The 12,048-nt window shown below is 62.8% G+C and carries 16 protein-coding genes; 8 read left to right on the forward strand and 8 right to left on the reverse strand.

All coding sequences use genetic code 11. The features are described from left to right. Nucleotide 1: 1 nt before the first annotated feature. Nucleotides 2-244: a phosphoribosylformylglycinamidine synthase subunit PurS gene (purS, locus tag ACX3P0_RS07605; protein ID WP_459079768.1), complete on the reverse strand. Its 243-nt coding sequence runs from the start codon at nt 242-244 to the stop codon at nt 2-4. 37 nt (nt 245-281) lie between these two features. After that, nucleotides 282-1,076, reverse strand: a complete 795-nt coding sequence (gene purC, locus ACX3P0_RS07610; protein WP_459079769.1) for a phosphoribosylaminoimidazolesuccinocarboxamide synthase — start codon at nt 1,074-1,076, stop codon at nt 282-284. A 257-nt stretch (nt 1,077-1,333) separates the two neighbouring features. On the opposite strand from purC, the gene ACX3P0_RS07615 reads away from it, so the two are divergent. Both ACX3P0_RS07615 and ACX3P0_RS07620 read left to right on the forward strand, forming a co-directional pair. Beyond that, nucleotides 1,334-1,654, forward strand: coding sequence for a DUF1476 domain-containing protein (locus ACX3P0_RS07615; protein WP_459079770.1), 321 nt, complete (start codon nt 1,334-1,336; stop codon nt 1,652-1,654). Nucleotides 1,655-1,768: 114 nt separating this feature from the next. Continuing rightward, a complete protein-coding gene (locus ACX3P0_RS07620; RefSeq protein WP_459087686.1) occupies nt 1,769-2,542 on the forward strand; it encodes an HpcH/HpaI aldolase family protein in 774 nt (257 codons plus the stop codon). 217 nt (nt 2,543-2,759) lie between these two features. Here ACX3P0_RS07620 and ACX3P0_RS07625 read toward each other — a convergent pair whose 3' ends face one another. Together ACX3P0_RS07625 and ACX3P0_RS07630 are read right to left on the reverse strand one after the other, a co-directional pair. Further along, a complete protein-coding gene (locus ACX3P0_RS07625) occupies nt 2,760-3,308 on the reverse strand; it encodes an RBBP9/YdeN family alpha/beta hydrolase (protein ID WP_459087688.1) in 549 nt (182 codons plus the stop codon). Then, nucleotides 3,305-3,556: a hypothetical protein gene (locus ACX3P0_RS07630; RefSeq protein WP_459087690.1), complete on the reverse strand. Its 252-nt coding sequence runs from the start codon at nt 3,554-3,556 to the stop codon at nt 3,305-3,307. Before ACX3P0_RS07630 ends, ACX3P0_RS07625 begins: the two co-directional genes overlap by 4 nt. Here ACX3P0_RS07630 and ACX3P0_RS07635 point away from each other — a divergent pair. After that, complete coding sequence (locus tag ACX3P0_RS07635; RefSeq protein ID WP_459087691.1) at nt 3,555-4,370, forward strand: VOC family protein; 816 nt, start codon at nt 3,555-3,557, stop codon at nt 4,368-4,370. The two genes, ACX3P0_RS07630 and ACX3P0_RS07635, sit on opposite strands and share 2 nt — an antisense overlap. 79 nt (nt 4,371-4,449) lie before the next feature. On the opposite strand, the gene purB is transcribed toward ACX3P0_RS07635, so the two are convergent. Together purB and ACX3P0_RS07645 are read right to left on the reverse strand one after the other, a co-directional pair. Then, entirely contained in the window at nt 4,450-5,757 is a 1,308-nt protein-coding gene (gene purB / locus ACX3P0_RS07640; RefSeq protein ID WP_459087692.1) for an adenylosuccinate lyase, read from the reverse strand. A gap of 60 nt (nt 5,758-5,817) precedes the next feature. Beyond that, nucleotides 5,818-6,306, reverse strand: a complete 489-nt coding sequence (locus ACX3P0_RS07645; RefSeq protein ID WP_459087694.1) for a hypothetical protein — start codon at nt 6,304-6,306, stop codon at nt 5,818-5,820. A gap of 125 nt (nt 6,307-6,431) precedes the next feature. On the opposite strand from ACX3P0_RS07645, the gene ACX3P0_RS07650 reads away from it, so the two are divergent. Then, complete coding sequence (locus ACX3P0_RS07650) at nt 6,432-6,689, forward strand: DUF2171 domain-containing protein (protein ID WP_459087696.1); 258 nt, start codon at nt 6,432-6,434, stop codon at nt 6,687-6,689. Between the two features lie 10 nt (nt 6,690-6,699). Here the strand turns inward: ACX3P0_RS07650 and ACX3P0_RS07655 are convergent, their stop codons facing one another. Beyond that, nucleotides 6,700-7,731: a P1 family peptidase gene (locus ACX3P0_RS07655; RefSeq protein ID WP_459087697.1), complete on the reverse strand. Its 1,032-nt coding sequence runs from the start codon at nt 7,729-7,731 to the stop codon at nt 6,700-6,702. Then, nucleotides 7,731-8,804: an ABC transporter substrate-binding protein gene (locus ACX3P0_RS07660; RefSeq protein ID WP_459087699.1), complete on the reverse strand. Its 1,074-nt coding sequence runs from the start codon at nt 8,802-8,804 to the stop codon at nt 7,731-7,733. The genes ACX3P0_RS07655 and ACX3P0_RS07660 overlap by 1 nt, the downstream gene beginning before the upstream one ends. Before the next feature lie 200 nt (nt 8,805-9,004). Between ACX3P0_RS07660 and ACX3P0_RS07665 the strand changes: the two genes are divergently transcribed. From ACX3P0_RS07665 to ACX3P0_RS07680, 4 genes are read left to right on the forward strand one after another with little or no spacing between them, the layout of a single operon-like run. Continuing rightward, nucleotides 9,005-9,499, forward strand: a complete 495-nt coding sequence (locus ACX3P0_RS07665; RefSeq protein ID WP_459087700.1) for a flavin reductase — start codon at nt 9,005-9,007, stop codon at nt 9,497-9,499. A gap of 20 nt (nt 9,500-9,519) precedes the next feature. After that, nucleotides 9,520-10,449 (forward strand): AAA family ATPase, encoded by a 930-nt coding sequence (locus ACX3P0_RS07670; RefSeq protein ID WP_459079780.1) that lies wholly within the window; start codon nt 9,520-9,522, stop codon nt 10,447-10,449. Between the two features lie 2 nt (nt 10,450-10,451). Continuing rightward, the gene (locus ACX3P0_RS07675; protein WP_459087702.1) at nt 10,452-11,696 is read left to right on the forward strand and encodes a vWA domain-containing protein; all 1,245 of its coding nucleotides are present in this window, start codon (nt 10,452-10,454) and stop codon (nt 11,694-11,696) included. An 18-nt stretch (nt 11,697-11,714) separates the two neighbouring features. After that, a complete protein-coding gene (locus ACX3P0_RS07680) occupies nt 11,715-12,047 on the forward strand; it encodes an XdhC family protein (RefSeq protein ID WP_459079782.1) in 333 nt (110 codons plus the stop codon). The last annotated feature ends 1 nt before the right edge of the window (nt 12,048 follow it).

Genomic DNA, 12,048 nt, shown 5'->3' on the forward strand with positions numbered 1-12,048 from the left:
CTCAGGCGATCTCCACCGCGTAATTCTCGATCACCGTATTGGCCAGCAGCTTGTCGCACATGGCTTTCAGGTCGGCTTCGGCCTTGGCCTTGTCGGTGGCGGCAAGCTCGAGGTCGAACACTTTGCCCTGCCGGACCTGGCCGACGCCGTCGAAGCCGAGACCGGACAGGGCATGCTCGATCGCCTTGCCTTGCGGGTCCAGCACGCCATTCTTGAGGGTTACGGTGACGCGGGCTTTTATCACTTGACGCGGTGCTCCTGCATTTTACGCGCAAAAATTATCAGTGCGGCTTGCCTTTCGGGCCGTCGGTCGAGGCGACCAGCACCGGCCCGCTCGGGCGCGGCGGCTCGTTCTCGTTCATGATGCCGAGGCGGCGCGCCACTTCCTGATAGGCTTCGACCAGCCCGCCCATGTCGCGGCGGAAGCGGTCCTTGTCGAGCTTGTCCTGCGTCGCCACGTCCCACAACCGGGCGCTGTCGGGCGAAATCTCGTCGGCCACGACGATGCGCATCATGTCGCCCTCGAACAGGCGGCCGCATTCGATCTTGAAATCGACGAGCTGGATGCCGACGCCCATGAACAGGCCGGAAAGGAAGTCGTTGACGCGGATGGCCAACGCCATGATGTCGTCCAGTTCCTGCGGCGAGGCCCAGCCGAAGGCGGTGATGTGCTCTTCGGAGACCATCGGGTCGTCCAGCGCATCGGCCTTGTAGTAGAACTCGATGATCGAGCGCGGCAGCACGGTGCCTTCCTCGATGCCCAGCCGCTTGGCCAGCGAGCCGGCGGCAACGTTGCGCACCACGACTTCCAGCGGGATGATCTCGACTTCCTTGATCAGCTGCTCGCGCATGTTGAGCCGGCGGATGAAGTGGGTCGGGATGCCCATGCGGTTGAGATGGTTGAAGATGTGCTCTGAGATGCGGTTGTTGAGCACGCCCTTGCCGTCGACGATTTCGTGCTTCTTGGCATTGAAGGCGGTCGCATCGTCCTTGAAGAACTGGATAAGGGTTCCCGGCTCCGGCCCTTCATAGAGGATCTTGGCCTTGCCTTCATAAATGCGGCGGCGATTTTTCATATGAATTTTCTCTGAAATCTGAGCGGGCACTCGGCAATCTGCGTAGCGCCCTGCATGAACTAAGGCTGCGGCGGAAAGTTTCAATCCGGGGTCTATCGCAAACGCGCCGTTTGCTCAATCGGCAAATCCGCTCGACCACCGCTTTCACGGCTTCTTGCTGACGGAACATATTGACCGATCGTTGCCCTTTTGGTTTGTGCATAAGGTACACATATCTATCGTCATCGAATCGGCATTTTGACCCGGAGGGCCACCCCATGAGCAACATGAAAGACCGTCAGGAAGGGTTCGAGCGCAAGTTCGCGCTGGACGAGGAGCAGAAATTCCGCGCCGTAGCACGCCGCAACAAGTTGCTTGGCCTGTGGGCCGCCGAAAAGCTCGGCAAGAGCGGGGCCGATGCTGATGCCTATGCCAAGGAAGTGATCAATTCCGACTTCGAGGAAGCCGGCGACCATGACGTGTTTCGCAAGGTCCGCAAGGATTTCGATGCAGCCGGCGTCGAACAGTCCGACCATCAGATCCGCCGTACCATGGACGAACTGATGGCAACCGCTGCCGAGCAGGTCAAGAACAGCTAAGGCCGCATAAGGCGCAATCGCTGGACCAATCGACCGTCCGCTTCTCGCGGACGGTTTTCTTTGCCTTTCCAGCGGTTTCCGGGTGATGCTGGAATCGATGAGCGAGGAATTGTCATGTCCCTGAAGGCCCGTCTGTCTGCCGATGAAACGCTATGCACGGCCTGGTCGGGCGTGCCGGATGCCTTGACGGTCGAGATCGTCGCCAGGCAAGGCTTCGATGCGGTCACGCTCGACATGCAGCATGGCGGCCACGGCGAGGACAGCGTCTTGCGCTGCATCGCGCCCATCCAGGCGGCAGGCAAGCCGGCGCTGGTGCGCATTCCCGTCGGCCGCTTCGACATGGCCAGCCGTGCGCTCGATTCCGGGGCCGAGGCGGTGATTGCGCCGATGGTGAATTCGGTCGCCGATGCTAAAGCCTTCGCGACGGCGATGAAATATCCGCCGCTTGGGCAGCGTTCGTGGGGGCCGACCTATGCCTTCCCGCGCCACGGCAAGGGAAGCCAAGCCGAATGGCTGCATGAAAGCAACCAGCGTACGCTGGCCTTCGCCATGATCGAGACCCGCGCGGCGCTGGATGCGCTCGACGGTATCCTCGACGTGCCCGGCATAGACGGGATTTTCGTCGGCCCCTCCGATTTCTCCATCGCCTGGACGAATGGCGGCCAGGTCGATTCGACGCTTGAGGACATGATGGGGGCGGTGCAGTCCATTGTCGAACGCACCCGCAAGGCCGACAAATACGCCGCGATCTACATCATGGACCCGGCGATTGCGGGACGCATGGTGAAGATGGGCTACCGGCTGCTTGCCTTCGGTTCCGAACACAGCCTGATCGCGGCCGGCGCGAAAAGCGCGCTCGCCAACGTGAGAGCGTCTATCGACGCGTAGTTCGTTGAGCGCGTGATGTTGCGCGCGCGCTCCGGCCAACACCCCTCATCCGCCGCCTGCGGCGCCACCTTCTCCCACAAGGGGAGAAGGAATAGAATCGCGCGCCAGTCTTGCCTTCTCCCCTTGTGGGGCCCGAAGGGCAGGCGAGGCCCGTGACTCGCCCAGGGTGGTGGATCGACGCGTAGCGGCGAGACGGATGAGGGGTGTTGGCTGAACCCTAAAGCTTGCTCAGAAAGCTGGCGAAGGTCATCGACCCTTCCGGCCATGGTCCGTGGCCGGAATCGGCGTTGATGTGGCCGGCTTCGCCCGCGTCGATCAGCAGCGATCCCCATGTTGAAGCAAGGTTTTCCGCTACGTCGAAGGCGCAGAACGGATCGTTGCGGCTGGCGATCAGCATGGATGGAAACGGCAGTTTTTCGAGCGGATAGGGGCCGAAGGTCATCAAATGCTTTGGCCGAAGTTTCGGATTGGCGACATCGGGGACCGCCACCAGGAATGCGCCAGCGATCGGCTTCACAAATTCCGGAATGGCCTGGATCACCGCCGGCACGCCAAGCGAGTGGGCGATGAGGACGACTGGCTTTTCCGCGGCGTTCACCGCCTTCGCCACATTGGCCACCCAGTCCGCGCGCACCGGCTTCGACCATTCGGCCTGTTCCACGCGCCGCGCGCTCGACAACCTGCCTTCCCAGCGGGTCTGCCAGTGGTCGGGGCCGGAATTAGTATAGCCCGGCACGATGAGGATATCTGCGTCCTTGACTTTCATGCTGCGCATGTAGCGAGCCACGCCGCCGCTTGCAACGGGCGAGGCACCAGCGTCGGTACTGAATTGTGAACACCATGTTCGATTTTTGCTGTCTTGTGTGAACGATGGCGATCACCGATCTTCAGGCAGACAAACGAGCGCTCGTTGCCAACGACGACAATGCGTTCGACACGACGAACAACCCCCGGCAGCGCCGGCTTTCCGATCACGGAAGCATAAGCGGGTGCCGCGCCAATGGAGCCTGACATGGACAAACTGCCTTTCGCCGCCACGACCCCGGTGAGCGTTTCACGCGTCGGCCTGAAAGCCCGCGACGCGGACGCGCTCGCCGCCTACTACCGCAGCGTCGTCGGTCTGCAGGAACTTTCCCGCGACGCCGGGTCTATCACGCTGGGCGCGGCCAACCGGCCGTTGCTGGTCATTGAAAACGACCCCGCCGCCAAGCCGGACGATCCGCGCAGCGCCGGCCTGTTCCACACCGCGTTCCTGCTGCCGGAGCGTGCCGATCTCGGCCGCTGGATCAACCAAGCCATCGCGGAAAAAATCCAGATCGAGGGCGCCTCGGACCATATCGTCAGCGAAGCGCTCTATTTGACCGACCCCGAAGGCAACGGCATCGAAATTTACGTCGACCGACCGCATGAAAGCTGGAAATGGACCGACGGGCAGGTCGCCATGGCGACCGACCGCATGGATATTCCGGGCGTCGTCGGCTCGGTCCCCGCCGGCGATGCCGGCTGGCAGGGCGCACCGGAAAACACGGTGGTTGGCCATGTGCATCTGCGCGTCGGCGACCCGCGCGCGGCGGAAAAATGGTGGCACGAGCAGTTCAACTTCGACACGGCGGCGAAATACGGCTCGCAGGCGGTGTTCCTGTCCTCGGGTGGTTATCATCACCACATCGGCGCCAACACCTGGCACAGCGCCGGCGCAGGACCGCGCGATGCAGGCCGAACCGGCCTGTCATGGGTCGAGATGCGCTCGGCCAACGCGACAAGCGCATCGACGTACCAGGACCCTTGGGGCATGGTTATTCGCACGGTGCCGGACAAGGTGGCTTGAGGTTTTACTCAAGCTGAATTTCCTGAGCCGGTTTTGCTGCCTTTGATGCCGCGACGCTTCCACCAAATGCGACGGAGGGCTACGCTTCCCCGAACACCCGCTTGAAAATCGTATCGACATGCTTGGTGTGATAGCCGAGGTCGAATTTCTCGCGGAGGTTGGCTTCGGGCAGGGCGGCCGTCACTTCCTTGTCGGCCAGCAGTTCCTCAAGGAAATCAGCGCCGTGCTCCCATACCTTCATGGCGTTGCGCTGCACCAGCCGGTAGGAATCCTCGCGGGAAACGCCGGCCTGCGTCAGCGCCAACAGCACGCGCTGCGAATGCACGAGGCCGCGGAACTTGTTCATGTTCTTCAGCATGTTGTCGGGATAGACCAGCAGTTTGTCGATGACGCTGGTCATCCGCGCCAGCGCGAAATCGAGCGTCACCGTCGCGTCCGGTCCGATCATGCGCTCGACCGAGGAATGCGAAATGTCGCGCTCGTGCCACAGCGCCACGTTTTCCATGGCCGGCAGGGCATAGGAGCGCACCATGCGGGCGAGGCCGGTCAGGTTTTCGGTCAGCACCGGGTTGCGCTTGTGCGGCATGGCCGACGAGCCTTTCTGGCCCGGCGCGAAATACTCTTCCGCCTCCAGCACCTCGGTACGTTGCAAATGGCGAACTTCGATGGAAAGCCGCTCGATGGAGGAGGCGATGACGCCGAGCGTGGCGAAGAACATGGCGTGGCGGTCGCGTGGGATCACCTGCGTCGATACCGGCTCCGGCTTCAGCCCAAGCTTGGCCGCGACATGCTCTTCGACATAGGGATCGATATTGGCGAAGGTGCCGACAGCCCCGGAAATCGCGCAGGTGGCGATGTCTTCGCGCGCGTGCACCAGCCGCTCACGGGCGCGGGAAAATTCCACATAGGCTTGCGCCAGTTTCACGCCGAAGGTGGTGGGCTCGGCATGAATGCCGTGGCTGCGGCCGATGGTGACGGTATCCTTGTGCTCGAAGGCGCGCCGCTTCAGCGCTGCCAGCAGGCCGTCGATGTCGGCCAGCAGCAGGTCGGCGGCCCGCGTCATCTGCACGGCGAGGCAAGTGTCGAGCACATCCGACGAGGTCATGCCCTGGTGGATGAAGCGCGAATCCGGCCCGACGAATTCGGCCAGATGCGTCAGGAAGGCGATGACGTCATGCTTGGTGACGCTTTCGATCTCGTCGATGCGCGCCACGTCGAAGGTGGCGGCATTGCCCTTTTCCCAGATGGTTTTGGCCGCTTCCTTGGGGATCACGCCCAGTTCGGCCAATGCGTCGCAGGCATGCGCCTCAATCTCGAACCAGATGCGGAAGCGCGTTTCCGGCGACCAGATGGCGACCATTTCGGGCCGCGAATAGCGAGGGATCATGGCGGGCGTGTCCTTGGTGGAGGGATCGTGGCCGCGTCCTATCAGAGGGGAGCAAAATGCTCAACGCGGCTGGCGCGCAAACCAGATGCCCGCCGCAAAAAGCGCGACGAAACCGACGGGGAAATACAGGCGAACGCCCAGGACAGCGAATTGAGCCGCTGCCGCCACGGCTGTGAATACCATCTCCAGGAACCAGACGAAGGAAAGCGTCGGCGCATGCCATTCGGCATAATAGAGGCGGTATTGCAGGGCATACAGGCCGCAGGTAATGGCCACGGTGCAGATCAGCAGCGACAGGAATGCTGCCGCGAAGGCGGTCTCGCTGCCTCTGCCGGCAGAGATCAGTCGTGCAAAAAACAGGCCGAATGGGAAGGCGAGCGCCCCGCCAGCCGCAAACAACAGCGCGAGAAAGCGGATACTCGCCAATGTCTGCCAGTCGTCCATCAGCAGGACGGTCAACGCGCTGGCGCCCATCGCGGCCGCCCATAGCACCGCGCCGAACAAGGCTGTGGAAAGCGAGGGCAGCGCCCGCCCTATCGCTGTTCGCAAGCGGCCGCGCCTGCCAGGCGCAAGGCGGGCTTCCCCGGCGGATCGAACTAGCGGTTCCACACTATTTCCATGCATCCAATTCCAGCATCATCCGTTGACTTGCGGAATTCCAACGGAGAACCATCATGACCGATACATCGAAAATCCGCGAGCATATGGAAGTAATCGGCGCCGACGGCGTCCATGTCGGCACCGTGGACCATATCGAGGGCGACAGGATCAAGCTGACGCGGCAAGACAGCGGGCAGGGCAGTCACAAGGGCCATCACCACTATATTCCAGCCAGTCTGATCGCAGAAGTCGAGGGCGACAAGGTACGCCTTTCTGCCAATTCCGATGTCGTGGCGAACGAGTTCGAGGAAGAAAAATCCGACCGGACCTGATCGGCCACGCTCACCGCGACGACCACACCGCAAACAAATCGTTTTCATCGGCCGTTGCGGAAAATACGCCGCGGCTGATGGCGCGCGCCATCGTGGCTCCGGCCTGCGCATAGAGGTCAATGGCATCGTTTTCCGATAGCACGATGCCGCTTTTGCCTGTCGCCAGCGCAAAGACCAGGTCGCCGTCGAACGGCGTGTGCGTTGGCCAGATGGCGCGCACGAACCCGTCATGGGCTGCCATGGCCAGCCGCTTGGCCGCCGCCTTGCTCAGCACGGCATCGGTGGCGATGACGGCAATCGTGGTATTGGCGCCCGATTGCGTCCCGGCTTGTGTGGTATCCCAGAATCGCTTGTCGCGGAATTTCAGGATCACGTTTTTCGCATCGTCAGGCATCGGCGACGGGTAGGAAAGCCCGCCGAATTCGGTGCCGATCTCAAAGGGCGCGGCCCAGAAATGCCGTGTTTTGCCGACCGTGACCGAGCCGACCGGGTTGACCGCGACCAGCGCCCCGATGGTAACACCGCCGGCAAGCACACTCGAAGCCGAACCCAGCCCGCCCTTGAGGCCGGCCGTCAGCGCGCCGGTGCCGGCACCCGCTGTTCCGATAGCAAAATCCGTGCTTGCATTGCACGCGGCCTCATACCCCAATTCGCGATAGGGCGGGTAGCGGCCCCATTCCTTGTCGCCGCCATTCTTGAGGTCGAACAGGATCGCCGCCGGCACGATCGGCACGCGAAAGCCGCCGACCTCGAAACCTACTCCCCGCTCGCGCAACCGCGCCTGAGCGCCCGACGCGGCATCGAGCCCGAATGCCGAACCGCCCGACAGCACGACGGCATGGATTGCCTCGACCGTGTTGTGCGGCTCCAACAGATCGGTTTCGCGCGTGCCCGGCGCGCCGCCCAGCACCTGAACGCCGGCCGTGGCCGGTTCGTCGCACAAAATGACGGTAACGCCCGACTTTAGCCGCTCATTGGAAGCGTTGCCGACCTGCAGGCCGGCAACGTCGGTTATGAGATTTCTGGGGCCGGCCCGAACCATCAGTTTGCCTCCACCGGCACGAAGCGCGTCCCGTCGAAGCGGAACAGCCGATAGGGGTTCTGCGACAGGTCGCCTTTTTCATTAAAGCGGATCGGCCCGATGGCGGTCGAAAAGTCCTGGCTGCCCAGCAAATCGGTGATTTTTCTGGCCGAGCCTTGCGCCGCTGCATCCGCCGCCACGGCGATCTGCACCGCGGCATAAGCCGGCAGCACGTAGCCTTCCGGGATAATATCGGCGGCGGCGAACGCGTCCAGCACGGGTTTGTCGGCCATTTCCGCCCATTCGGGCGGCGCGATCATCAGCGTGCCGGGCGCATAGGGCAAATCGTCGTGGTCGGCGCGCAGCGCCTCCGCGCCGGCGAACACTATGTTGGCGTCAAGCTTGGCTGCGTCGCGGCCCATCACCGCCACATCGGAGCCGTCGCCGCCGACGAACACGCGCGTCGCGCCCGCTTTCTTCAGCCGTCCGATCAACCCGATCTGGTTGTCCATCTGCGGTCGGAAATTATCCATGAACACCGGCTTCAGCGCGGCCTGTTCGGCAACGGCGCGCACCGTTTCGGCCAGTTCGCGGCCATAGATGGTGCCGTCATCGACGATGGCGAACAGTTCGCCGCTCCAAAATTTTGTCAGGAGTGCGGCAGTGGCGTTGCGCTCGTCGTCGCCCCGAGGCCCGAGCCGGAACACCGGCCAGCCGGTTTTTTCACGCCCATCGGTCAGGCTGTCGGTGCGCACGCCGACCGTGATGACCGGTATGCCGGCGTCCTTCAGCACGGGCAGGGCCGCTTCGATGGCTTCCGTGCACAGGAAGCCGACGACGACGCCGACCTTGGCCGCAACGAATTTTTTGGCGGCGTCCGTTCCGCCATCCGCCGAGCAGGCGGTATCGGCAACGGTAAGCGAAGCGCCGTTCGCCTTGGCTGCCAGCGTCGCTCCGGCCACGACCTGTTGGCCAAGCGGCGCGGATGAACCGGAAATTGGAGCGGCCACGCCGATGGCGAGCGGCTCAGCCTGCGCGCCCGCTGTCAGCAAAAATCCGGCTATGACAGCCAATGTGGGGATCGTTAATCGCATCCGGGTGTAAAAACCCTTTTCGCACCGGTGTTCATCCGCCTCGCCGCTTCATGCCGATAGCTGAATTCCGATCCAGCCCTAAAGGCTGGCTCGCCCTCGTGCAACACGGCAATGTTGCTTTACCATATGCGCAGTTTGCTTGCCGCCCGCGCCATCCGTCCATATATAGCGGTAGGGTTCGTGGCCTTGGGTAATTGTTGATGCTGAAAAAGAATGACATAGGGCCGCAGGCTTATCGCGACGCAATGAGCCTGTTTGCCGGCCACGTCCACATTGTGACGACCGATGGCCCGGCCGGAAAGCGCGGCACCACGGTGATCGCCGCCTGCTCGGTATCGGATGCGCCGCCGGCCATCCTTGTCTGCCTGAACCGCGAGAATGCCAAAAACGAGTTGTTCGTGCAGAACGGTTGCTTCGCGCTCAACACCTTGTCCTCGCACCACAAGGCGCTGTCGGTCGGCTTTTCGGGCATTACCGGCCTGTCGATGGAAGAGCGCTTCGCGCTCGGCAAATGGGACACCATTTCGACCGGCGTGCCCACCCTGGCTGACGCACTTGTCGCGTTCGACTGCGAAGTGATCGACACCAAGGACCTGGCGACTCATCGTGTGCTTTTTGGCAAGGTGACAGGCCTGCGCACCGGGGATAACCTCAAGCCGCTGATCTATCATGGCCGGGACTATCACGTCCTGTAGGACGGCGTCCGGGAGAAGAAATGACTGAATCCAGACCGCGTGGCGTACCGCAGTCGATCGACGAAACGCTCGCTCTTTTGACCGGCGCGGATTATGTGGCGGACCGCTCGCTGGCGACCGTTTTGTTCCTGTCGCTGCGCATGAAGCGGCCGCTATTTCTCGAAGGCGAGGCCGGCGTCGGCAAGACCGAGATCGCCAAGGTGCTGGCGCAGGCGCTTGGCCGCCGGCTGATTCGCCTGCAATGCTATGAAGGCCTCGACATCTCGTCGGCGGTCTATGAGTGGAACTACGCCGCGCAGATGATCGAGATTCGCATGGAGGAGGCCTCCGGCAAGGTCGAACGCTCGGCCATGGAACGCAATGTCTTTTCCGAAAAATACCTGATTCGCCGCCCCGTGCTGGATGCGCTGACCGGCAAGGCGGGCGAGGCGCCTGTCTTCCTCATCGACGAACTCGACCGCACCGATGAAGCCTTCGAGGCGTTTCTTCTGGAAATCCTATCCGATTTCCAGGTCACGGTGCCGGAACTGGGTACGATCAAGGCCGAAGAACCGCCCATCGTCATCATCACCACCAACCGCACCCGCGAAATCCACGACGCGCTGAAGCGCCGCTGCCTCTACCATTGGGTCGATTATCCCGACGCCCAGCGCGAACTGGAAATCGTGCGCACCAAGGTGCCGCAGGCCAACAGCCGGCTTTCGGCCGAAGTGGTTTCCTTCGTCCAGCGCTTGCGCCAGATCGACCTGTTCAAGGTGCCCGGCGTTGCCGAAACCATCGACTGGGCCGGCGCGCTGACCGAACTCGACAAGATCGCGCTCGACCCCGAAACCGTTTCCGACACGATCGGCGTGCTCTTGAAATACCAGGACGACATCGCCCGCATCGGACAAGGCGAAGGCCGGCGCATCCTCGACGAGGTCAAGGCCGAGCTTGCAGCGGCGGAATAGCCATGGCCGTGCAGGATCTTGATCCAAAGCAAGCCGCCCCCGACGGCCGCATCGCCGACAACATCGTCTATTTCGCGCGAGCGTTGCGCAAGGCCGGCATGCGGGTCGGCCCGGCTTCGGTCAAGGACGCCATCGAGGCGGTGCTGGCCGCCGGCATCGGCTCACGCGACGATTTCTACTGGACGCTGCACGCCGTGTTGGTGTCCCGCCACGAGGACCACGCCACCTTCGACGAGGCGTTTCGCCTGTACTGGAAGTCGCGAGAATTGATAGAAAAGATGCTGGCGATGTTTTCGCCAGTCGCTCCTGACAACCGCGAGCAGGTCAAGCCGCGCGCGGCGGAAAACCGCGTCAGCCAGGCGCTGTTCGAGGGCCATCAGAAGAATCAGCCCATTCGCGAAGTGCCCGAAATCGAGGTCGATGCGCGGCTGACTTTCTCCGGTAATGAGGTTTTGCGGGGCAAGGATTTCGCTCAGATGGATGCCGCCGAAATGGCGCAAGCCAGGAAGGCGATCTCGCAACTGCGCCTGCCGTTCGATCTGGTCGCGACGCGGCGTTTCAAGCCCGATCCGCATGGCCGCCGCATCGATCCGCGCGCCATGATGCGGGCGTCCGCGCGCACCGGCGGCGAACTGATCCTGCCGAAATTCCGCTCGGTGCGCGAGGTGCATCCGCCGCTGGTCGTGCTGGCCGATATTTCCGGCTCGATGAGTCAGTACACCCGCATCTTCCTGCATTTCCTGCATGCGCTGACCGAAAAGCGCCGGCGCGTCCATACCTTCGTCTTCGGCACGCGGTTGACCAATTTGACCCGCCAGATGCGCCACCGCGATCCCGACGACGCGCTGGCCGATTGTTCCGCGACGGTCAAGGACTGGTCGGGCGGCACCCGCATCGGTGACACGCTTTACGAGTTCAACCGGCTGTGGTCGCGCCGCGTGCTGGGGCAGGGCGCGGTGGTTCTGCTCATTACGGACGGGCTGGAGCGCGACGATGTCGGCGGCCTGTCGGAGGAGATGGAGCGCCTGCAAAAATCTTGCCGGCGGCTGATCTGGCTCAACCCGTTGCTGCGTTTTGACGGGTTCGAGCCAAAGGCGCGCGGCGTGCGCGCCATGCTGCCGCATGTCGACGAGTTCCGTTCGGTGCATAATCTCGATGCGCTGGCCGATCTGTGCGCCTCGCTGGACAAGAAGTCGGCGCGCTCCGTCGATCCGCGCCGCTGGATGGATACGAAGCGCGTCGCATAATTTTTGGAGTAGAAAAATATGGAAAACGCCCTGGATGAAGCCCGCGATCCGCTGGTGATCGCGGAAGGCTGGATGAACGCCGGCAAGCAGGTCGCCGTCGCCACCGTGGTGCAGACCTGGGGTTCCGCCCCACGCCCGGTCGGCTCCCATCTGGTCATCGACGCCGAAGGCAATTTCGAAGGCTCCGTCTCCGGCGGCTGCGTCGAGGGCGCGGTGGTGACGGAGGCGATGGAAGTGCTGGAAAGCGGCAAGCCGCGCATGCTGGAATTCGGCGTAGCCGACGAAACCGCCATCCAGGTCGGCTTGTCGTGCGGGGGAACGATCAAGGTTTATGTGGAGCGGGTGGGATGAG

The organism is Mesorhizobium sp. A556 (assembly GCF_054489545.1).